Origin of the sequence: Butyricicoccus sp. OF27-2pH9A (assembly GCF_027693185.1) — a bacterium.
GTDB lineage: Bacteria > Bacillota > Clostridia > Oscillospirales > Butyricicoccaceae > Agathobaculum > Agathobaculum butyriciproducens.
In genome coordinates, this window is the sequence record NZ_JAQEXK010000003.1 from 140845 (window position 1) to 161695 (window position 20851).

Sequence of the window (20851 nt, forward strand, 5' to 3'; positions counted from 1 at the left end):
GGGGTGAAAACCATTGAATCATTCAGATGAGATTTTATCTATTCTCCGCGAGGAGATTGAACAATATGACAGCCGCACGCGCTGTGATGAGACCGGCACGGTCATCGAGGTCGGTGACGGCATTGCCACCGTATACGGACTAAGCCGCGCCGTCTACGGCGAACTGGTGCAGTTTGACACCGGCGTGCACGGCATCGTGCTTGACCTCAAACGCGACAGCGTCGGCGTGGTACTGCTCGGCAGCGAGGACGGCCTGCACGAAGGCTCGGCGGTCTCCCGCACCGGACGTGCGGCTGACGTTCCGGTCGGCGATGCGATGATCGGCCGCACGGTCAACGCCCTCGGTGAACCGATTGACGGCCTTGGACCAATTGAAACGACCGAGCGCCGTCCGATCGAGCGAGAGGCTTCGGGTGTGGTATCGCGTGAGCCGGTAAACCAGCCGATGCAGACCGGCATCCTTGCCATTGACTCGATGGTGCCGATCGGACGCGGTCAGCGCGAGCTGATCATCGGCGACCGTCAGACCGGCAAGACCTCCATTGCCATCGACACCATCCTGAACCAGAAGGGGCAGGATATGATCTGCATTTACGTTGCCATCGGCCAGAAGGCATCCACAGTGGCGCGCCTGCGCGGCACGCTCGAGAAATACGGCGCACTCGATTACAGCATCATTGTTTCCGCCACTGCAGCAGACGGTGCGCCGCAGCAGTATATCGCGCCGTATGCCGGCGCCGCTATCGGCGAGTATTTCATGAGTCAGGGCCGCGATGTGCTCATCGTGTATGATGATCTGTCCAAGCACGCAGTCGCTTACCGCACGCTGTCGCTGCTGCTGCGCCGCTCGCCCGGCCGTGAGGCGTATCCGGGCGATGTATTCTATCTGCATTCCCGTCTGCTCGAGCGTGCCTGCCGCCTGACGCCGGAGTACGGCGGCGGCTCGATGACCGCGCTTCCCATTATCGAAACGCTGGCAGGCGATGTGTCCGCCTACATTCCGACCAACGTCATTTCCATCACGGACGGTCAAATTTATCTGGAAAATGACCTGTTTTTTGCCGGTCAGCGACCGGCGATCAACGTTGGCCTGTCGGTATCGCGTGTCGGCGGTGCGGCACAGACCAAGGCTATCAAGAAAACCGCCGGTACCCTGCGTATCGACCTTGCCCGCTTCCGCGAGCTGGAGGTATTCACCCAGTTCAGTTCCGATCTGGACAAGGACACTCAGCAGGCGCTCGAGCACGGCAAACGCCTGATGGAAATCCTCAAGCAGCCGCTGTGCCACCCGATGCCGGTTTGGCGGCAGGCGGTTATCCTGTATGCTGCGACCAACGGTCTGCTGAGCGATGTTCCGCTCGACCGGGTACGCGATTTTGTACAGAAATTTGCCGACAGTCTGCCCGATTCTCTGCTGACAGAGATTCAGTCCACCGGTACCCTGACCGGCACGGCTGCCGAGCAGATCCGGGTAGCCCTGAAAACCTATAAAGATCAGGTGAGCGCAGCATGGCAGGCATAAAGGAGATCCGCACCCGCATTGACAGTGTGCAGCAAACGCTCAAGATCACAAACGCGATGTATCTGATTTCGTCCTCCAAGCTGCGCAAGGCACGGCAGCAGCTGAACAATGTGCAGCCGTATTTTCTCAAGATCAGCTCCACGATTGCCGATATTCTGCACCATTCCCCTGAAATCGAGCATATTTATTTCGACAAGCGGCCCGAGGTCAAGCGCCGCAAGGCCGGCTACATCGTCATCACGGGCGACAAGGGACTGGCCGGTGCGTACAATCATAACGTGCTGCGTCTGGCCGAGAAGCATCTTGCGCAGGAGGACGATCCAACGCTATTTCTCATCGGTCAGATGGGCCGCGCGTACTTCGCCGAACGCGATATCCGCGTGGACGGCGAGTTCATGTTCACCGTGCAGGATCCGACGATCGCCCGTGCACGAGACATTGCAGATATTTTCATCCGTCTGTTCCGCGAAGGACAGCTGGACGACGTGTACGTTGTTTACACCGAAATGATAACGCCTATGCGGCTTGAGCCGCGTGTGCAGAAGCTGCTGCCGCTCGACCTTGATGCATTCCCATGGGAGCCGCGCCCGAGTGAGCACGGCCCCTATCATCAGATGGTGCAGTATGTGCCATCGGCAGACCGCGTACTCGAGCATCTCGTGCCCGGCTACGTCAAGGGCGAGCTGTTCGGCGCGCTGGTCGAGTCCTTCTGTGCCGAGCAGAATGCCCGCATGACGGCAATGGACTCCGCCACCGACAACGCACGCGATATGCTCAAATCGCTGTCGCTGCGTTACAACCGCGCACGGCAGTCCGCCATCACGCAGGAGATCACCGAGATCGTCGGCGGCACACAGGGCAGCGCCGACGAAACACCGCAGCCTCGCCGCCCGATTCCGACGCGGACCGTCCGCTTTCTCGCAGACGGCAGACGCGCATAGAAAGTGAGGAAATTACTATGAAACGCAAAGGTACCGTGGTACAGGTAACAGGTCCGGTTGTGGACGTTGCTTTTGACGGCGGCAGCCTGCCTGAGATAAATGAAGCACTCTCCGTTGCACCGGACGGACAGCCGCGCATGATGGAGGTCGCACAGCACATCGGCGGCGACACCGTGCGCTGCATCATGCTCTCCCCGAGTGAGGGCATCGGCCGCGGCGACGAGGTGCTGTCCACCGGTCACACGATTGAAGCGCCGGTCGGTGAAGCGACCCTTGGACGCATGTTCAACGTGCTCGGTCAGCCGATCGACGAAAAGGGTGATGTAAACGCACCGGAAAAGTGGTCCATCCACCGTGCTCCGCCGTCTTTTGCCCAGCAGAACCCGACAACTGAGATTCTCGAGACCGGTATCAAGGTCATCGACCTGCTCGCGCCGTATGCCAAGGGCGGCAAGATCGGTCTGTTCGGTGGTGCCGGTGTCGGCAAGACCGTGCTCATTCAGGAGCTGATCCACAACATCGCCACCGAGCACGGCGGCTACTCCATCTTCACCGGTGTCGGCGAACGCACCCGCGAGGGCAACGATCTGTGGCGCGAGATGGCGGAATCCGGCGTACTGAGCAAGACCGCGCTCGTGTTCGGACAGATGAACGAACCGCCCGGAGCGCGTATGCGCGTTGCGCTGACCGGTCTGACCATGGCGGAATACTTCCGCGATGTGAAAAAGCAGAACGTGCTGCTGTTTATCGACAATATTTTCCGCTATGTACAGGCAGGCTCGGAGATTTCCGCACTGATGGGCCGCATGCCCTCGGCGGTCGGCTACCAGCCGACGCTGGCTGATGAGGTCGGTGCTCTGCAGGAGCGTATCGCTTCCACCAAGGACGGCGCGATCACGTCCGTGCAGGCGGTCTATGTTCCGGCGGACGACCTGACTGACCCGGCTCCGGCGACCACATTCACCCATCTGGACGCAAAGACCGTCCTCTCCCGTAAGATTGTCGAGCAGGGCATCTATCCTGCCGTTGACCCGCTGGATTCCACCTCGCGTATCCTCGAGCCGGATATTGTCGGCGAGCGGCATTACAAGGTCGCACGCGGCGCACAGGAGCTGCTGCAGCGTTACCGCGAACTGCAGGATATCATCGCCATCCTCGGTATGGAGGAGCTTGGCGCGGATGACCGCCGCATTGTCGATCGTGCCCGCCGCATGCAGCAGTATTTCTCGCAGCCGTTCTCTGTTGCCGAGCAGTTTACCGGTCTGGAAGGGCGCTATGTAACGCTTGAGGATACCATCAGCGGCTTTGAAGCGCTGCTCGGCGGTGAACTCGACCAGTATCCGGAGGCTGCCTTTTCCATGGTCGGCACGGTAGACGAGGTCCACAAAAAGGCCAAGGATATGGGGGCACTCTGATGGAGAACACCTTCTATCTGGAGATCATCACGCCGGACCGGCAGTTTTACACCGGACCGGCAACCAATTTGACTATGCCTGCACTCGACGGTGAATACGGCGTGCAGCCGGGACATGAGCCGGTCGTTACCGCACTCCGTCCGGGTACGGTGCGGTTCCAGACAGACGGCACACCGCACGAGGTCGTTGTCAGCGACGGCTTCGCAGAAATTATGCCGGACTACTGCATTCTTCTGGTATCCAGCGCCGAACGTCCTGACGAAATCGACCGTGCGCGTGCCGAACGCGCCAAAGAGCGCGCGGAAGAACGGCTGCGCCAGAAGCAGAGTATTCGTGAATATCATCTCTCCAAAGCGGCTCTGGCCCGTGCTATGGCACGCCTGAAGGCTACCCGCTGACTCCCCTTTTTTATCGCCTGCTCCGATGTTATCAGATGGAACATCGGAGCAGGCGTTTTCGCAGACGCTTACGCTGACCAGCACAGGTGTCAGCACCTAAAAACTCAGCCGACTTGAGCAATTCGTTGCTGATGCTCGGTCTGGCTACCGCACTCGCCCGCTGTGCCTTTACATTTCTACTCGGCGGCGCCTGGGTCGAGATGATACTCGCGTTCTTCGGTGCAGGTATCGGCAACGCCGTGCGCTGTAAGCGGTCCAAGCACTACCTGACTCTTGTGCTCTGCACAACCGTTTCGGTCGCAGCGGCCTGTCCGGTGTACGCAGGCTGTCTCAAGATTGCCGAAATGACCTGCGGCATCGCCATGGTCAAGTCGGATATGCGGTCAGGTCTCGAACGGCATCATTCCTGCGCTGCCGCTCGGATTCATCCTCGCCCGCATTATGATGGATAAGATGTTCCGCCACTGCACCTGATATCGCAGGAAAATCCCGCTGACCTAAAACCAGCGGGATTTTCCTGTTTTCTGTGTTTTCACAGCTGCAGAACACCGTAACGCCCGCAAAATGCAGAAAAACCGCTGTGAAAATGCTCCGCAGCGGTTGCTTTTTATATAGCTGAAACGGAAAAAGCCTTGATTTCATGCGGTTTTCGAGCATAGAAAAAGTCCACCGTAATTCTATCAAAATTACGGTGGGCTTATGGTGGAGCCGAGGGGAGTTGAACCCCTGTCCGAAAGTGCATCCACGAGGACTTCTCCGGGCGCAGTTTGTCGATTAAAATTCCCGCCGCGGCACGCCGGCAAACAGGCTTACCGTTTTGGTAGAGTCATTTTACATGACGAGGGCAACTCTTACCCCGTACACGTTCACCACTAATCGACGCCGGGTCTCTGAGCCGTGGTCCTCTCTGAGCCGACGGGCTAAGCCTAATTAGGCAGCCTGAAGAGTATAATTGTTGTTGTTTAATTTATAAACAGTTGGAGCTTTTATCGCAGATCCCCACTGCGGCCCGCTATCCCGGCTTCAACACCCCCGTCGAACCCGTTACGGCCCCATTTTGAAATGGAGAATGGAAAATTGAGAATGGAGAATATTCTGCTCTCAGCTTTTCCATTTTTTAATTAACGATTACGCTCTTTCATCGCGCGGTCCATCTCGCGTTTTGCGTCGCGTGCGGCGATACTGTCACGCTTATCATGCAGCTTTTTGCCCTTGCACAGGCCGATTTCGACCTTCACACGCGAGCTTTTGAAATAAACCGCCAGCGGAATGACCGAATAGCCGTCCTGCTTGGTCTTGCTGAACAGGTTGACGATCTCGCGCTTGTGCATGAGCAGCTTACGCACGCGCAACGGGTCCTTATTGAAGATATTGCCTTTTTCGTACGGCGAAATGTGCATGCCGCGCACGAAAATCTCACCGTCCTTGAACGAACAGTAGGAATCCTTGAGATTGATCTGTCCCAGACGGATGGACTTTACCTCGGTACCCGCAAGCTCGATGCCCGCTTCATACTTTTCCTCGACAAAGTAGTCATGCCATGCCTTTTTGTTGGCCGCAATCTGCTTTGTGCCCTTTTTGTCAACAGCCATGGCGAAACCTCCCTTACCGTGGTACATCTTATAATAACACGATTGCACGCATTTGTAAAGTTACGTCTGTGTTACAGAGTGTCCTCTCGTGCAGACGGTTTGCCTTTTTGCCGCAGACTGCGGCTGGGAGCGCCGCTGCGCGCGGCAGGCGCACAAGAGGGTAGACAACCTGCGGTTTTCCACCCTCTTGTGAATCACCCCTTTTCCCTTAGAGGGCTTGGGTGCAGATGGTAGACTGCGTAAGCGTAGAAAAGGAGGAACGACAGAGGATTTTTTCTACTTCGTGGTATAACACCTTTCCGCATTGTCGGCTACATTACTGCTACACATATGGTTTACTCTACGCAGGCGCGGCATACCCGTGCCGCGCAACACGTTTTCCGGTGCAGGTTATCCATCACCTGCGGGTAAAACTTCTGCTTATTGATGAATACTACTACCGTGGGGCGGCATGACCCCATGCCGCCTTGCAAACCTTTTGCACAATTTTAATTTATCGGCACGTGCCTGTAGGGGCGCGCATTGCGCGTCCTTTTTACCTTCTGCACAATTTCAATTCCTTGACACATACTCCGTAGGGGCGGACCAATGTGTCCGCCCTGTAAACCGTTACACCAGTCGTTAAAATGGGCGCACACGCTGGTGCGCCCCTACGGAACACGAACGACAGACGTAGCAGCAAGGTAGCCATGAACTGCGAATCGGTGCAGGAATGGACGCGCAATGCGCGCCCCTACGGACAGGTAACCCGACTGCCGTTCCCCTTTTCAACGCTTACGAAGTCCACCATCTGCGCCCAAGCCTTCTGAGGGAAAGGTAGGAGTTCAAAGAGGAAGGAAAACCGCAGGTTGTCCTTCCTTTTTGAACTCTGACGTGGGTACGGCAGCGTCACCCGCCATGCCACGGCGCACCGCTGTGTTACATCATTCCCACATTTGCGGTCACTCAAACAAAAAGGAGGCTGCACGCCTCCTTTTTTCTCATATGCACTTACTGCTCCCGGAAGTGCACCTTACCGGTCTCGGCGTCCATGCCGTCCACGATAGCGAGCGACTCGAGCTGATAGCCCAGATTGCGGATAATACGGCCGCCCTGCTGGAAACCCTTCTCCACGGCAATGCCGATGCCCTCGACCGTACCGCCGGCCTGTGCCACGATAGAGATCAGGCCCTGCAGCGCACAGCCGTTTGCCAGGAAATCGTCGATAACAAGCACATGGTCGTCCGGACCGAGGAACTTTTTAGAAACGATAACCTGATTCTTACACTTATGTGTAAAGGATTCAACCTCGGCAACATAAACCTCGCCGTCGATGTTGACACTCTGGGTCTTCTTCGCAAACACAACCGGAACGCCGAAATGACGAGCCACGATGCAGGCAATGCCGATGCCGGATGCCTCAATGGTAACGATCTTGTTGATCGGCTTGTCCGCGAAACGGCGCTTGAACTCCTCACCCATCTGATCAAACAGGTTAATATCCATCTGATGGTTCAGAAAGCTGTCTACCTTCAGAATGTTGCCTTCCTTAACAACGCCATCCTTGACAATTCGTTCCTCTAAAAAGTTCATGCTGCCACTCCCTGTTTTTTGCTTTATTTTCATCAGCTCTGCAATAGCTGCACTTGGTATTTTATCATTGTACTATACTTCGACAGGTTTTTCAATCATTCGTGTAGAAATTATTCCTCAATTTTCTCCGCATACTGCTGAATGATTTCCGCAACCTGCTCATGCGTGCCAACGGCATTGATAAACTCCAGCAGGGCATTTGCCGTCATGTGCGCAGGCAAATCCAACGCGTGCAGAACGGCAGCGCGGCGCGCCGTGCTGTCCGATCTGCCGGACAGCCCCCACTCGTAAAAATCCGCCTTGGTGATGACAGGATGCACAGGCGTTTCGATTTCGTCCTGCTGTGCAAAGGTTGCACCCGCTCGGCGGAGCGCGTCCAGAATCACCTGCGGACGCATGCCCTCCACGCCCAGCTTGCCCTCCTTGGAGCCATGCCGCTTGCGACGTTCCTTGCCCGCGATGTCGGGCACATACGCCTGCTTGACGCAGCCCTTCGGCAGCGCGCCCTTGAGGTAGTTGCGGATGACAAAGCCCGCACCGTCACTGTCGGTCAGCACGATGAGGCCGCGCGTTTCCGCGATACGGCGCAGCAGCTTGAGCTGGTCTTTATTGTTAAAAATGCGGAATCCGCCGCTTTCGAGCACCACAGTGTCCACCACCTGCCGGACGGTGTTCACATCATACCGGCCCTCTACCAGAATCGCTTCCCTGATACGCGTCATTTCTTTTCCCCCTTCAGCTCTGCCGCCATGGTAAGCAGCGTCAGCTCGATCTGCTTCTGCCGGTCTGCCGCGCCGCCCTTGAGTGCGGCATCGGTCTCCGCGCACAGCGAGGCCGCCTTTCGCAGCCAGCTGAGCGGCACACGCCGTGCTGCATTCTGAATCTGCCTTGCGTAGTACGGCGATTTCGAGCCGATCATCTCCATCAGCTGTTTTTCGCCGCCGCGGTTCTCCGCGCACAACTTGGCAGCATACAGACGCTGGATGTGACGTGTGATGGCGGTGAAGATCATGACCTCGTTGTTCTTCTGCGCGAGCAGCTCCCCGACGAGTGCGACCGCCCGATCAAACCTGCCTGCGGTTACCGCGTCGGTCAGGTCGAACACGACTGCATCCAGCACCGGCGAGCATACCGCATCGATGTTATAGCGTTTGATAACTCCGGTCGTGGTGTGCGCGGCTGCCTTTTCCATCTCACCGGCGAGGTTGGTCATGGAATTGCCGCACAGGAAGATCATGTACGACGCATCTCCCGGTTCGATCATGCAGCCGAGTGCCTTTGCACGACGCTCGAGCCACGCCACCAGCTCCTGCTCCTCTGCGTGTGCGAACTCGGCAAAGCAGGCGCGCTTCTCGAGTGTCTTGTACAGCTTGGTTCGCTTGTCCGGCTTGCCGTCCAGCACGTCGTAGTAGAACACGAGGCAGACGTACTCCGGCAGGTCACCGAGTACGCTCGGCAGCACGTCCGCGAAGCCGGCAGGCGGCTTGAACAGGTCGAAGTCCTTGACGATGATGAGCTTTTTATCTGCCATCGCGGGATAGCTGTCAATGGCTTCGGTCAGCATTTCCGGTGTCAGACCCTTGCCCTCGAACTCAATAAGATTGAAATCCGCAAAGGTCTCGTCCACCACCTTCTGCCGCAGCTGCCGCAGATAGTATTCCTTCATGTAGCTTTCCTCGCCCGAAATGATGTACAGCGTGGCAAATTCGCCGTTTTTCAGGTCGCGGATCAGCTGTGATTTTCCGTTTGGTTTGGTTTCTCTTGCCGCCATGTGTTACTCCTTTTTGAACTGCCGTACGATCTCGCCTTCCTTATAGGTGCTCTGCACGTCCAGTTCCTTGTGCGACCGCAGTCCCTTCTCCGAACTCGCCGCAATGATGATATGCTGTGCGCCTGCCGCTTCGGCGTACTGTGCCATGCTTTCGCCGCTGCTCAGATGGTTCGCGCTGAGCACCAGCTCCGCTGCGGCAGGCAGCGTGTTTTGTTCCAAATAGGCTGAAAGCTGCTTCTCGGTCGGACTGTGCAGGATGAGCACCTCGTCCGCTATGCTTACGGCCAGTTTTCCCTCGGTGATCGGGAAAAGCTCTACCGGTGCGATCGGGTTCGCAAGCGTCACCGGCTCGCTTATCTCCCGCGCCTCACGCTCGTGCACGAAGGAAAGCAAATCGGCGTTGGTCTTGCGCTCCTGACAGCCTGCGGGCATGAGCAGTTCCCCAACCTCGACCGTTTCCATCAGCTCCGGCAGGTTGCGCGCATGTCCCTGATCGACCGCGGTCAGCACAACCGTATCCAGCCGCTTCAAACCATTCCAGCGCAGCCACTCGCGCACCTGACGCGCAGCATTCCGGTAGCTGCCGCAGTCGATGAGCATCGCGTGTTCGGTGTCGCTCAGCAGAACGGCCTGACCGCTGCCGCATGGCAGATACGTCACCGTATAGTGGCCGTTCTGGTACTGCACCTCGGCGATACACAGGCCGGTCAGCACCACAGCGAGACACGGCAGCACGGCTTTCCATTTGACGTGCTTTCCGGCAGTCAGCCACACGAGCAGCGCCGCGAACACGATGCCGAGCGCCGCCAGACCGAAGGTGTTGTTCGGGTGCAGCGTGCCGAAGCCGAGGTCCGCGATGGTATTCGCTGACCAGAGCAGATAGCTTATGAGCGGACGCACCAGTCCGGCGAGCATCGGCACAAGCGCCGGACAGACCGCTGCTGCAACACACAGCACGAACCCGCCCACAAAGCAGAGCGAAGTCACGCCGACCGTCATCAGGTTGCTGATGGGCGACAGCACGGACACCGCGCCGAACGAGGTCAGCAGAATCGGTACTGTAAATATCGTAGCGCAAACCGTGCAGCTGAGTGCGCTCGTGATGACCGCAAGCACCTTGCGCACGAGTTTCGGCGCACCGGCAAACGGCTTTTCGAGTGCATGCTGCAGCTTCCCTGCGAACAGGATAAGACCGAGCGTGGACGCGAATGAAAGCTGCAGGCCCACGCTTGCAATCGAGTACGGATTGACAAGCAGCAGAACAGCCAGTGCCATCAGCAGCGCGTTCAATCCGCCCGACCGGCGCCGGAGCAGAAATCCGCCTGCGGCCGTCAGGTACATCAGTGCCGCACGCAGCACGGACGGCGTGGCTCCCGCGACCGGCACAAACAGCAGCACCAGTGGGATGGACACAACCGTTCCCCACCGTTTGCCGAACAACAGCGTGCAGAACCCGACAAGAAAGCCGATGTGCAGTCCGGAAACGGCCACCAGATGGCTTAAACCGGCAATACGGAACGCCGTCTGGTCGGTGTCGCTCAGGTTTTTGCTTCCGCCGACCAGCAGTCCGGTCAGCAGACCGGCTTCGCGTTCCGGAAGGGCACGCTGCACCGCATTTCGGCAGAACCGTGCGATCCTCTGCGGCGCAAAGCGCAGGCTGTCCCGCTTGGAATCTAAGACCTCAAATTTTACCGGATTGTGCTCCTCGTCGGTCGCATACGCGCCCGCGATATAGCAGCCCTCGGACGCCTGATACGCCGCACGGTCAAAGCCGCCGAGCGTGTCCGGCACATAAAGTGTGGCCGCGGCACGCACCCTGTCTCCTGCCAGCAATGGCGGTTCGGTTTCCGGTAAGTAGCACCGCAGGCGAAACCGCCTGCCGTCTGCAGTCTCCGCCGATAGCAGCACGCGCTGGTCAGTATCGTACACCTCGGCATCCCGCAAGGCGGTCGCGGTGATCTCCTGCGTTTCGCCGGCTAAAGCACGAATGGGCGCGACCCGCAAATCCCGGAACACGGCAAAGCCGGTCAGCGCAAGAGCGGCAGCCGCCAGCACGGCAAACACAGTCAGCAGACACTTGTGGCGGCGCAGGAACACAGCCGCAAGCACCAGCAGAAGCGCAATCGGCGCGGCAATGCCAAGCTGCACCGGCAGCTCCAGGCAGACTGCCGCGTACAGCGCGGCAGCCATCGGCGGCACCAGATAAACCAGAGGGCGTTCTCGCATACGGGTCACTCCCTTGCCTTTTCTACTATTATAGCAAAGACCGGAACGCACCGCAACCGCAGACCGCCTTACAGCGTATTTCTGCGGAACCGGGTCGGTGTTGCGCCGGTTTTCTCGGTAAAGGCTGTAATAAAGTTGACCTCACTGCGGTAGCCGACACGGAACGCGATCTCCTTAACCGAAAGCGACGTGGACTGCAGCAGGGCCTTTGCCTCGTCAATCCGGTGCAGCATGATGTACTCGTGCGGGGAAAATCCGGTCGTGCTGCGGAACAGCCGCGAGAAATGCGACGGACTCAGGCTGACCGCGTCCGCCACCTTCTCCACGGACAAGGATTCAAACAGGTGTTCTCCGATATATTTGACCGCCTGTGCAATGGCATCGTTTTTCCGGTCGGGTCCCGCCTGCGCCGGAAACAGCAGCGCGCACAGGATTCGGTAGATGCGCTGCGAGCGGTCAAGCTCGGTCATGTCGCCGGTGCGCAAGCCGGAAATGATCTGTGCCAGCTCCTGCTCGATGCGTAAATCCGCCGGCGGCGTAAGCACCTGCCTGCCGCCGCGGAACGCGAGTATCTGCTCGAAAAATGCCGCCGCGTTTGCGCCGTCAAAGTGAATCCAGAGCGCTTCTGCATCGCCCTTGGTATAAAAATGATGCGGTCTGCGGCAGTCCACCAGTCCGATCTGTCCGCGCTCGACGCAGTAGAGCTGGTCGGTCTCAAAGTACATCGTACCCGAGCGAACGTAGGTCAGAAAGAGATTCTTGTGGCTCTCCAGATGGGCGATGTCGCAGCTGTCGAGAAAATTATACCGCGCATCGTAGTAATAATGTCCCACGCGGGTGACGTAGTAAAACAGCCGCCGAGCGGTCGCGGACGGCGTTGAGAAAAATCGTTCCGAGCGCGACAGCACACCCGGCTCACTGAAAACCTTCACGGCATTCCCTCCTCTGCCTTCTATGATAGCACAAAATATGAATAGATTGCAGTATTTTGTTATTGCCAAATCAAAGGAAATTCGGTATGCTGTTTAAAGAAAATAAAAAGCTGAGCCAGAACGATAGATATTGCGGTCCGTTCCGTTCGGTTAGCTTTGAAGAAAAGGGGTTGTTGTAATGATAAAGGAAAAGACGTTTTATAAATCCTTTATGGTGCTGGCACTGTCGCTGGCGCTGCAGAACCTGCTCACCTACGGCGTAAACCTGATGGACACCATGATGCTCGGCCGATACAGTCAGGATGCCATGGGCGGCGTAAGCCTGTGCAATCAGGTGCAGTTTCTGCTGCAGATGCTGGTCGTCGGTGCAGGCGAGGGCGCAGTCGTTATGGGCTCGCAGTACTGGGGCAAAAACAAGCTGGAGCCAATCCCGCACATCATCGGTGTGGCTTTGCGCTTCGGCGGTTCTCTGGCGGTGCTGATGTTCGGCATTGTGCTGTTCTTCCCGCACCAGCTGCTGTCGCTGCTGTCCAACTCGCCAACGGTCATCGCGGAAGGTGAAAAGTATTTCCAGATCATCTGCTTTACCTATATTATCTTTACAATAACCAATATTCTGGTCGCATCCCTCCGCTCGATCGGTGTAGTAAAGATCGGTTACATGATCTCGGGTTCGACGCTCATCATCAACGTGTGCCTGAACTACTGCCTGATCTACGGCCACTTCGGCTGTCCGGAGCTGGGCGTGCGCGGTGCGGCTATCGCAACGCTGGTTTCCCGCTGTGTGGAGCTGCTCATCGTTATTTACTACCTGAAGTTTAAGGAGCACAAGCTGAACCTGAGCCTGCGCAAGCTGGTTCACATCGACACCAGCTATGTGCAGGATTACATGCACGTTTCCCTGCCGGTGCTCATCAATCAGGCGCTCTGGGGCATCGCGCAGATGGTACAGACCGGTATCCTCGGTCATCTCGGCGGCGATGCCACGGCTGCCAACGCGATCGCGGTGCAGGTATATCAGGTTCTGTCGGTCGTCTGCTATGGCGCCGCGTCCGCATCCGGCATTGTGGTCGGCCGCACCATCGGCGAGGGCAATCAGCAGCGGCTGCATCCGCTCGTACATACACTGCAGATCCTGTTCGTCTCCATCGGACTGTGCTCGGGTCTTTTGATCTTCCTTCTGCGCGTACCGATCCTTGCGCTGCTCGGCGGTACGCTCACCGAAACCGCCTACAAATATTCGCTGCAGTTCATGATGGTGCTCGCCATCACAACGGTCGGCACCTCGTACCAGATGGCATGCGATAACGGCATCATCCGCGGCGGCGGCGACACCAAGTTCAGCGCCAAGATGAATATCATCAGCATGTGGCTTATCGTCGTGCCGTTCTCGGCAATGGCAGCTTTCTGGTGGAAGTTCCCTCCGGTTGTCGTGTTCTTCCTGCTCAAGTGGGATCAGCTGTATAAGATCATTCCCGTGGCTATCCGCCTGCACAGCTGGAAGTGGGTCAAGAAGGTGACTCGGCCGGATACCGCAGAAGGTTAAGCCAACACCGCACAATTTAAGCAGCGGCGCTTTGCGGAAATTATGCGGTATTGCCTTAAAATCGAATTTATCCTACCTCTCTCTTTGGAGCTCGCTGTAAGGCGGGCTCCTTTTTCTGCACCGGGCTTCCGGGGCATACGAACTGCGTTAGCATGTTCGCCCCTAACGGGCGGCTCCTTTTTCTGCACCGGCTGACCGAGGCACACGAACTGCCGCAGGCGGGTTCGCCCCTGACGGGCAGGGGATTTTCGCTGAACCTCAGCGGGGAGTTGCGCTCTTCGGAGCGCGGAGATTCGCCGTACCCACGGCGAAGGGCAAGAGGGTAGACACCTACGGTTTCTACCCTCTTAACTCCCGTTTCCCTTTATTTCTTAGTCTGGCGCAGATTGCCGACATGTGACCGCTGCGAAATGGGGAACGGCAGTCGGGTTACCGCAGCGTTTCTTTCGCAACCTATTCGCAGTTCACAGATAGCGTACTGCTACACAGACGGGCAACTCTACGCTGGGGGCGACATAACAGTGTCGCACAATTCGTTAGCGCGTTGTTATAGACAGAGCCTACGAGGATAAATTGTACCAAACGCCTAAATTCGCAGGTGCCGTGCGCTATAACGCGCCAAAGGGTTGCGCGACACGGATATGTCGCGCCTGCGCAGATGAAATCACATGTGTAGCAGAACGGTATCTGACCCTGCGAACAGGTTGCGAAAGATACGGAAGTAAAAATCCTCTGCCGTTCCCCTTTTCGAAGCGGTCACATATCGGCAATCTGCGCCAGACTAACTAATAAGGGAAAGGTAGGAGTTCAAAGAGGAAGGGAAACCGCAGGTGTCCCTTCCTCTTTGCCCCCGCGGCGGGCGCCGCACACTCCGCAGAGCGCAACTTTCCGCGATTTCGGTTGACAACTGCCCGCAAAAGTGGCATAATAGATACGCAATACAGAAAATGCGATGAGGAAACGAGTTTTCCATCCGCCGTTCTTCAGAGAGAGGACATTCGCTGCAAGTCCTTGTCCGGTGCGGAAAACAGCCACTTCCGAGCAGTCTGCAACTGAAACAGACCGTCCGATCCCCGATACCGGATTACCGAGATGGATATGGCATACCCATATTCAAATCAAGGTGGTACCGTGGAAGCATGCTTTCGCCCTTGAAGTCCGGGCGGAGGCTTTTTTCATTTTCTGTTTTATTTCCGTAAATTCTTTTTTGGAGGAATCAATTTATATGCAGTACAGAGGACTCAACGAGCTGCGCGAGATGTACCTCAGTTTCTTTGAAACCAAGGGTCATCTCCGCCTGCCGAGCTTTTCGCTCATCCCGCAGAACGACCCGTCGCTTCTGCTCATCAACTCCGGCATGGCGCCGATGAAGCCGTTCTTCACCGGCGAGCAGGAGCCGCCGCGCCACCGCGTTACCACCTGCCAGAAGTGCATCCGCACCGGCGATATCGAGAACGTTGGCAAGACCGCCCGTCACGGCACCTTCTTCGAGATGCTGGGCAACTTCTCCTTCGGCGACTACTTCAAGCGCGAGGCCATTCACTGGAGCTGGGAATTCCTGACCAGTCCGGAGTGGGTCGGCATTGACCCGGATCGCCTGTATCCGTCCATCTACGTTGACGATGACGAGGCATTCGAGATCTGGAACAAGGAGGTCGGCATTGCACCGGAGCGTATCTTCCGCTTCGGCAAGGAGGACAACTTCTGGGAGCATGGCTCCGGTCCGTGCGGCCCGTGCTCTGAGATCTACTACGACCGCGGTCCCGAGTACGGCTGCGGCAAGCCCGGCTGCACCGTCGGCTGCGACTGTGACCGCTACATGGAGGTATGGAACAACGTATTCTCCCAGTTCGACAACGACGGCCACGGCAACTACTCTGAGCTGAAGCAGAAGAACATCGACACCGGCATGGGTCTGGAGCGTCTGGCGTGCGTGGTACAGGGCGTTGGCTCCCTGTTCGACGTTGACACCGTGCGCAACATCACCAACAAGGTTTCCGAGATCGCCGGCAAGCACTACGGCGACAGCGACAAGACCGATGTTTCCCTGCGCGTTATCACCGACCACATCCGCTCCACCGTTATGATGATCTGCGACGGCGTTATCCCGTCCAACGAGGGCCGCGGCTACGTTCTGCGCCGTCTGCTGCGCCGCGCTGTTCGTCACGGCAAGCTGCTCGGCATTGACAAGCCGTTTATGTCCGACGTTGCTTCCACCGTTATCAACGAGTCCGGCGGCGCATATCCGGAGCTGGTTGAGAAGCAGAAATATATCCACAAGGTTATCGAGAACGAGGAAGCCAGCTTCAACAAGACCATCGACAGCGGCCTTGCTATCCTGAATGACAAGATCGCCGCTTCTGACGGCAAGGAGCTGTCCGCTGCGGATGCATTCCAGCTGTACGACACCTACGGCTTCCCGATCGACCTGACCCTTGAGGTACTCGAGGAGCAGGGCATGACCACCAGCCGTGAGGAGTTCGACCGCCTGATGAACGAGCAGCGCAAGCGTGCCCGTGAGGATCGCAAGAAGATGGGCGACCTCGGCTGGCAGAGCGAGGATCTGGGTCTGGACAAGTCCATCAAGACCGCATTTGATGGCTACACCACCCTTGAGGAGTCTGCAAAGATCCTGGCTATCGTAAACGAGGGCGAGGTTTCCGGCGCCGCTGCCAAGGGCGAGAAGATCACCGTTGTACTCGACCGCACGCCGTTCTACGCTGAAATGGGCGGCCAGATCGGTGACCACGGCGTTATCACCGGCAAGAACGGCACTATGACCGTTTCCGACGTGCAGAAGACCAAGGACGGCAAGTACATGCACATCGGCGTCGTTACCGAGGGCGAGCTGTCCGTTGAGGATGAGGTTACGGCTTCTGTTGATGCGGCTTACCGCCAGGCTATCTGCCGTGCACACACCTCCACCCACCTGCTGCAGAAGGCGCTCCGCGCCGTACTGGGCGATCACGTTGAGCAGGCAGGCTCCTACACCGCAAACGATCATATCCGCTTCGACTTCACCCACTTTGCAGCGCTGACCGCCGAGGAGCTGGCCAAGGTCGAGGATATGGTAAACGATGCGATTCTGGCTGGCAGCCCGGTTATCACCGAGGAAATGAGCATCGACGATGCCAAGAAGAAGGGCGCTATGGCGCTGTTCGGCGAGAAGTACGGTCAGACCGTCCGCGTGGTACAGGCCGGCGACTCCATCGAGCTTTGCGGCGGTACGCATCTGGACAACACCGCGAAGGCCGGTTCGCTCAAGATCATCGGTGAGGCCTCTGTTGCAGCAGGCGTGCGCCGTATCGAGGCTGTTACCGGCAAGGCTGTTCTCAAGCTGATGAACGACCGTCAGGCGGTTCTCAACGAGGCTGCCGCAGTCCTCAAGACCAACCCGAACGAGCTGTCTGCCAAGATTGAGCAGCAGGTAAACGATATGCGTGCCCTCAACAAGAAGCTCGAGAAGATGGGCGCAAAGGTCGCTGCAATGCAGATGGTTGACCTGTTCAACGTATCCCGCAACATCAAGGGCGTAGACGTGGTTGCCACCAAGCTGGATGACGCATCTGCCGACATGCTCCGCACCATGGGCGATGACATCAAGAGCAAGAAGGAGAACATGGTTGCCGTTCTCTCCGCAGTCAACGGCGACAAGGTAAGCCTGCTTTGTGTCTGCGGCGCTGAGGCCGTCAAGAAGGGCGCACACGCCGGCAAGATCATCAAGGAAGTTGCCAAGATCGTTGGCGGCGGCGGCGGCGGCCGTCCGGACAGCGCAACCGCAGGCGGCAAGAATCCGGCAAAGCTGGAGGAAGCACTCGAGGCTGTCAATAACATCGTTGACGCAATGCTGTAATAAACTTTAGAGGAAAGCCGCGGGAACGCTCTCGCGGCACTCCCCTTTCAGAAAGGAGCGATCATTCCATGGAAGATTGTCTGTTCTGTAAAATCATCGCGGGCGATATCCCGTCAAGCAAGGTGTACGAGGATGACCTCTGCTACGCCTTCAACGACATTGACCCGCAGGCTCCCACGCATTTTCTCGTGATTCCGAAGCAGCACATCAAGTCTGTTGCCGCCGTTGATGCATCCAACAGCGCGGTTGTGGCGCACTGCTTTGAGGTCATTGCGAAGATTGCCAAGGAGCGCGGCATGGACAGCTTCCGCGTGGTCTCCAACATCGGAGAGCAGGCGGGTCAGAGCGTGTTCCATCTGCATTTCCACGTCCTTTCCGGACGGGATATGACCTGGCCGCCGGGCTAAACCTTCTTCTAAGGGGGACGCTGTCCCCCTTAGATACCCACAAAGTTCCGTAGAAACTTTGTGGGATATCCCCCTCTCGTCCGCACAACGGACGAGGCCGTGCAACGGAGCACGGGCAGTAGAGAAAAAGTCCGGCAGAGCCGGACTTTTTCAGGGAATTGAATCGGCGTACTGCGGTACGCCGCTGCCTGCTGCTTAGCAGAACGGCAGAAAAAAGGCACACCGTTTGGTGTGCCTTTTTGTATGCGTTGGTTTACGTTTTGCTTTTTCCTTAAATAATGATGCCGTTGCAATGGTCGATCTCATGCTGGATAATCTGTGCGGTCCAGCCGGTGAAGGTTTTCAGTCTCGTCTGGAACTTTTCGTTCTGGTACTGCACCTTGATGGATTGCCAGCGGCGCGTTTTGCGCGTGCCGGTCAGCGACAGACAGCCCTCCTCGGCCTCATAGCCGCCGGACTGCTTGACGATTTGCGGGTTGAACATCACCATATACGTTCCCTCGTTATCGAACGCGATGATGCGCTTGTTCACACCGATCATGTTCGCCGCCATGCCGACACAGCCGTCCTTATGCGCTTCGAGCGTTTCCAGCAGGTCGGTTGCAGTTTGGATATCGTCCGGCGTGGCCTGCTCGGCCTTCTGCGCTAAAAATTTCTCGTCTTTGCAGATTTCCTGAATCATATTGTGCTCCTTATTTATGTTTGCGTTCCCAGTCGGCCATGACGGCCAGCTGCTCCGGTGTGTGGAACCAGTGCTCGCCTTGCGGCACGATGATCAGCTCCGCACCGGATTTTGCCGTGTAAGTGCGGATAGTCGCCAAGTCAGTCATGCTGTCATTTTCGCCGTAGAGAATGTACTGCGGGCAGTACCAGTCCTTTGCCGGATGCTCCCGCACCCAGCAAAGGTAGTCCCACGAGAGCATATCCCCTTCCCTTGCGGGATACATGCCGCGCTCGCGCAGGATTTGCTCGGTAATGCCTGCCGCGCATATTCTGTCGCAGATTAAGCGCTCCATATCCACGATGGGCGACACGAACAGCGCTTTTTCCGGTGCAGCAAACGCCAGCCGCGCAAAATACGCCCCGATGCTGGTCGCGCGTACGTTTATCGTGTGCCAGTGTGCTCTTGCGTAAGCCATCACGCGGGTGAGTTCGGGTGCGGCTGTCCATGGTGCAAATTCCTCATCCCGGTTTTGGCGCGTGCCGTGATTCGGCAGGTCGATGGACAAAACCTGTGCGTCCGGAGCCACGATTTCGGCAAACGGCAGGGCTTCTTCCTTGCAGCCAAATTGTCCGTGAACGAACAGCCACAGCGTGTCCGACGGCTCTCCGTACAACACCGCCGGTGTGTTTTCGATGAAGAATTGTTCGGTTTTCATGCGTTATCCTCGTCTGCCAGCCAGTTCAGCGCGCACCAGGTATGCAGTGCTGCGCCGCGCGGCAGGATATCCTCGTTGAACACGACTCTTTCGTTGTGCATCGGCTCACCGAACGCAGGATTTTCCTGTCTGGTGCCTGCGCCGATGAGCAGGTATGCGCACGGTAAATCGTAGGTGTAGGACGCGAAATCCTCCGAGCCCATGCCGCCCTCGTCCAGCCGATAGACCAGCTTTTCACCGAACAGCGCCCCGGCAAGGTCTTCCATACGATTGGTCAGCGCAGCGTCATTCCTGAGCGGCGGCGCGGATGCGATCTCTTCCGTGACGGCTGTGCCGCGGAACGCCTGTGCGGTACACTGTGCGATTTCCCCGATGCGGGTGAAGATCTGTGCGGACAGGTCGCGGTCAAAGCTGCGGATGGTGCCCTCGAGCACCGCGGTCTGTGGGATGATATTGGGCGCCTCACCGCCGGTCATGCGGCCGATGGTCACGACAGCAGGCGTTTTTGCGCCGATCTCGCGGCTGATGATCTCCTGCAGCGACAGGTAAATGTGGCTTGCGATATTGAGCGGGTCCACGCCCTTTTCCGGCATTGCGCCGTGGCATCCAACGCCGTTTACCGTAATGCGGAACAACGTGCAGCCCGCCATAAACGTGCCGCGTCCGCACAGAACCAGTCCGGACGGCGTGCCCGAATTGACGTGCAGCGCAAAGCCTGCCTGCGGTGCCGGGTCTTTCAGCACGCCCGCCGAGAGCATGGCCTTCGCGCCGGTAAAGCCCTCCTCGTCCGGCTGAAACACCAGCTTGACCGTGCCTTGCAGCTGCGTCCGGTACTCGCGCAGCAGCTGTGCCGCACCGAGCAGCATCGCCGCGTGCATGTCGTGGCCGCAGGCGTGCATGCAGCCGTTCGCGGATGCGAAATCCAGTCCGGTCTGCTCGGTCACGCACAACGCGTCCATGTCGGCGCGAAGGAGCAGACAGCGGCCGGTCTCGGTGCCGGTTATCTCCGCGACGACGCCGCCTGCCAGCTCGCGCGGCTGATAGCCCATCTCAAGCAAGCGTTTTTTGACGCAGGCTACGGTGTTCGGCAGGTCGGTGCCGACCTCGGGTGCAGCGTGCAGCGTCCGCCGGTCGCGGACAATATCCTCGCGGATGCGCTCTGCCGATGCAAGCACCTGCTCCGCCGTTATGGTTAAGGTTTGTAACATGGTTTTTCCTCCCTTGTCGGTGTTGCCCTATATTACGGCAATACCGCATAATTGAACAGAAGCGATTGTGGTATGCCTTAAGTATACCA

17 protein-coding genes and 1 other RNA gene are annotated in these 20851 nt (G+C 57.7%); 8 read left to right on the top strand and 10 right to left on the bottom strand.

The window, feature by feature from the left end; all coding sequences use genetic code 11:
- The first annotated feature begins 13 nt into the window (after positions 1 to 13).
- The 5 genes from atpA to PG722_RS04625 all read left to right on the top strand — a co-directional run bounded on the left by atpA (position 14) and on the right by PG722_RS04625 (position 4728).
- Positions 14 to 1522, top strand: coding sequence for a F0F1 ATP synthase subunit alpha (gene atpA / locus PG722_RS04605; RefSeq protein ID WP_270579799.1), 1509 nt, complete (start codon positions 14 to 16; stop codon positions 1520 to 1522).
- The gene (atpG, locus tag PG722_RS04610) at positions 1510 to 2463 is read left to right on the top strand and encodes an ATP synthase F1 subunit gamma (protein ID WP_270579800.1); all 954 of its coding nucleotides are present in this window, start codon (positions 1510 to 1512) and stop codon (positions 2461 to 2463) included. Before atpA ends, atpG begins: the two co-directional genes overlap by 13 nt.
- Positions 2464 to 2480: 17 nt before the next feature.
- Positions 2481 to 3878 carry a F0F1 ATP synthase subunit beta gene (atpD, locus tag PG722_RS04615; RefSeq protein ID WP_270579801.1) on the top strand — a complete coding sequence of 466 codons (1398 nt, stop codon included), beginning with the start codon at positions 2481 to 2483 and terminating at the stop codon, positions 3876 to 3878.
- Entirely contained in the window at positions 3878 to 4276 is a 399-nt protein-coding gene (gene atpC, locus PG722_RS04620) for an ATP synthase F1 subunit epsilon (RefSeq protein ID WP_110436414.1), read from the top strand. Before atpD ends, atpC begins: the two co-directional genes overlap by 1 nt.
- 113 nt (positions 4277 to 4389) lie before the next feature.
- Positions 4390 to 4728: a threonine/serine exporter family protein gene (locus PG722_RS04625; protein WP_442867829.1), complete on the top strand. Its 339-nt coding sequence runs from the start codon at positions 4390 to 4392 to the stop codon at positions 4726 to 4728.
- A gap of 248 nt (positions 4729 to 4976) precedes the next feature.
- Here the strand turns inward: PG722_RS04625 and ssrA are convergent.
- The 7 genes from ssrA to PG722_RS04660 form a co-directional block, all read right to left on the bottom strand.
- Positions 4977 to 5330, bottom strand: a transfer-messenger RNA (tmRNA) gene (ssrA, locus tag PG722_RS04630).
- Between the two features lie 67 nt (positions 5331 to 5397).
- Positions 5398 to 5868: an SsrA-binding protein SmpB gene (gene smpB, locus PG722_RS04635; protein WP_117490323.1), complete on the bottom strand. Its 471-nt coding sequence runs from the start codon at positions 5866 to 5868 to the stop codon at positions 5398 to 5400.
- A gap of 990 nt (positions 5869 to 6858) precedes the next feature.
- Positions 6859 to 7440, bottom strand: coding sequence for a xanthine phosphoribosyltransferase (locus tag PG722_RS04640; protein ID WP_118479573.1), 582 nt, complete (start codon positions 7438 to 7440; stop codon positions 6859 to 6861).
- A 110-nt stretch (positions 7441 to 7550) separates the two neighbouring features.
- Positions 7551 to 8162, bottom strand: coding sequence for a toprim domain-containing protein (locus PG722_RS04645; protein ID WP_118729598.1), 612 nt, complete (start codon positions 8160 to 8162; stop codon positions 7551 to 7553).
- Complete coding sequence (gene holA / locus PG722_RS04650) at positions 8159 to 9211, bottom strand: DNA polymerase III subunit delta (protein ID WP_118358522.1); 1053 nt, start codon at positions 9209 to 9211, stop codon at positions 8159 to 8161. The genes PG722_RS04645 and holA overlap by 4 nt, the downstream gene beginning before the upstream one ends.
- Before the next feature lie 3 nt (positions 9212 to 9214).
- Entirely contained in the window at positions 9215 to 11437 is a 2223-nt protein-coding gene (locus tag PG722_RS04655) for a ComEC/Rec2 family competence protein (RefSeq protein ID WP_270579802.1), read from the bottom strand.
- A gap of 68 nt (positions 11438 to 11505) precedes the next feature.
- Positions 11506 to 12369 (bottom strand): AraC family transcriptional regulator, encoded by an 864-nt coding sequence (locus PG722_RS04660; RefSeq protein ID WP_270579803.1) that lies wholly within the window; start codon positions 12367 to 12369, stop codon positions 11506 to 11508.
- A 178-nt stretch (positions 12370 to 12547) separates the two neighbouring features.
- On the opposite strand from PG722_RS04660, the gene PG722_RS04665 reads away from it, so the two are divergent.
- The 3 genes from PG722_RS04665 (at position 12548) to PG722_RS04675 (ending at position 18175) form a co-directional block, all read left to right on the top strand.
- Positions 12548 to 13915 (top strand): MATE family efflux transporter, encoded by a 1368-nt coding sequence (locus tag PG722_RS04665; protein WP_270417411.1) that lies wholly within the window; start codon positions 12548 to 12550, stop codon positions 13913 to 13915.
- Between the two features lie 1225 nt (positions 13916 to 15140).
- The gene (alaS, locus tag PG722_RS04670) at positions 15141 to 17768 is read left to right on the top strand and encodes an alanine--tRNA ligase (protein WP_270579804.1); all 2628 of its coding nucleotides are present in this window, start codon (positions 15141 to 15143) and stop codon (positions 17766 to 17768) included.
- Positions 17769 to 17836: 68 nt separating this feature from the next.
- Entirely contained in the window at positions 17837 to 18175 is a 339-nt protein-coding gene (locus tag PG722_RS04675) for a histidine triad nucleotide-binding protein (RefSeq protein ID WP_118358512.1), read from the top strand.
- A gap of 271 nt (positions 18176 to 18446) precedes the next feature.
- On the opposite strand, the gene PG722_RS04680 is transcribed toward PG722_RS04675, so the two are convergent.
- The 3 genes from PG722_RS04680 to PG722_RS04690 are packed head-to-tail and all read right to left on the bottom strand — an operon-like array spanning position 18447 to position 20762.
- Positions 18447 to 18857, bottom strand: coding sequence for a peptide deformylase (locus PG722_RS04680; RefSeq protein ID WP_117751176.1), 411 nt, complete (start codon positions 18855 to 18857; stop codon positions 18447 to 18449).
- A 10-nt stretch (positions 18858 to 18867) separates the two neighbouring features.
- A complete protein-coding gene (locus PG722_RS04685) occupies positions 18868 to 19554 on the bottom strand; it encodes an alpha/beta hydrolase (RefSeq protein WP_270579805.1) in 687 nt (228 codons plus the stop codon).
- Positions 19551 to 20762: a M20 metallopeptidase family protein gene (locus tag PG722_RS04690; RefSeq protein ID WP_270579806.1), complete on the bottom strand. Its 1212-nt coding sequence runs from the start codon at positions 20760 to 20762 to the stop codon at positions 19551 to 19553. Before PG722_RS04690 ends, PG722_RS04685 begins: the two co-directional genes overlap by 4 nt.
- Positions 20763 to 20851: the final 89 nt, after the last annotated feature.

Coding starts and splice junctions, on each gene's coding strand:
- atpG (WP_270579800.1), top strand. CDS start 1,510: ATGGCAGGCATAAAGGAGATCCGCACCCGCATTGACAGTGTGCAGCAA.
- atpD (WP_270579801.1), top strand. CDS start 2,481: ATGAAACGCAAAGGTACCGTGGTACAGGTAACAGGTCCGGTTGTGGAC.
- atpC (WP_110436414.1), top strand. CDS start 3,878: ATGGAGAACACCTTCTATCTGGAGATCATCACGCCGGACCGGCAGTTT.
- smpB (WP_117490323.1), bottom strand. CDS start 5,868: ATGGCTGTTGACAAAAAGGGCACAAAGCAGATTGCGGCCAACAAAAAG.
- PG722_RS04640 (WP_118479573.1), bottom strand. CDS start 7,440: ATGAACTTTTTAGAGGAACGAATTGTCAAGGATGGCGTTGTTAAGGAA.
- PG722_RS04645 (WP_118729598.1), bottom strand. CDS start 8,162: ATGACGCGTATCAGGGAAGCGATTCTGGTAGAGGGCCGGTATGATGTG.
- holA (WP_118358522.1), bottom strand. CDS start 9,211: ATGGCGGCAAGAGAAACCAAACCAAACGGAAAATCACAGCTGATCCGC.
- PG722_RS04655 (WP_270579802.1), bottom strand. CDS start 11,437: ATGCGAGAACGCCCTCTGGTTTATCTGGTGCCGCCGATGGCTGCCGCG.
- PG722_RS04665 (WP_270417411.1), top strand. CDS start 12,548: ATGATAAAGGAAAAGACGTTTTATAAATCCTTTATGGTGCTGGCACTG.
- alaS (WP_270579804.1), top strand. CDS start 15,141: ATGCAGTACAGAGGACTCAACGAGCTGCGCGAGATGTACCTCAGTTTC.
- PG722_RS04675 (WP_118358512.1), top strand. CDS start 17,837: ATGGAAGATTGTCTGTTCTGTAAAATCATCGCGGGCGATATCCCGTCA.
- PG722_RS04680 (WP_117751176.1), bottom strand. CDS start 18,857: ATGATTCAGGAAATCTGCAAAGACGAGAAATTTTTAGCGCAGAAGGCC.
- PG722_RS04685 (WP_270579805.1), bottom strand. CDS start 19,554: ATGAAAACCGAACAATTCTTCATCGAAAACACACCGGCGGTGTTGTAC.
- PG722_RS04690 (WP_270579806.1), bottom strand. CDS start 20,762: ATGTTACAAACCTTAACCATAACGGCGGAGCAGGTGCTTGCATCGGCA.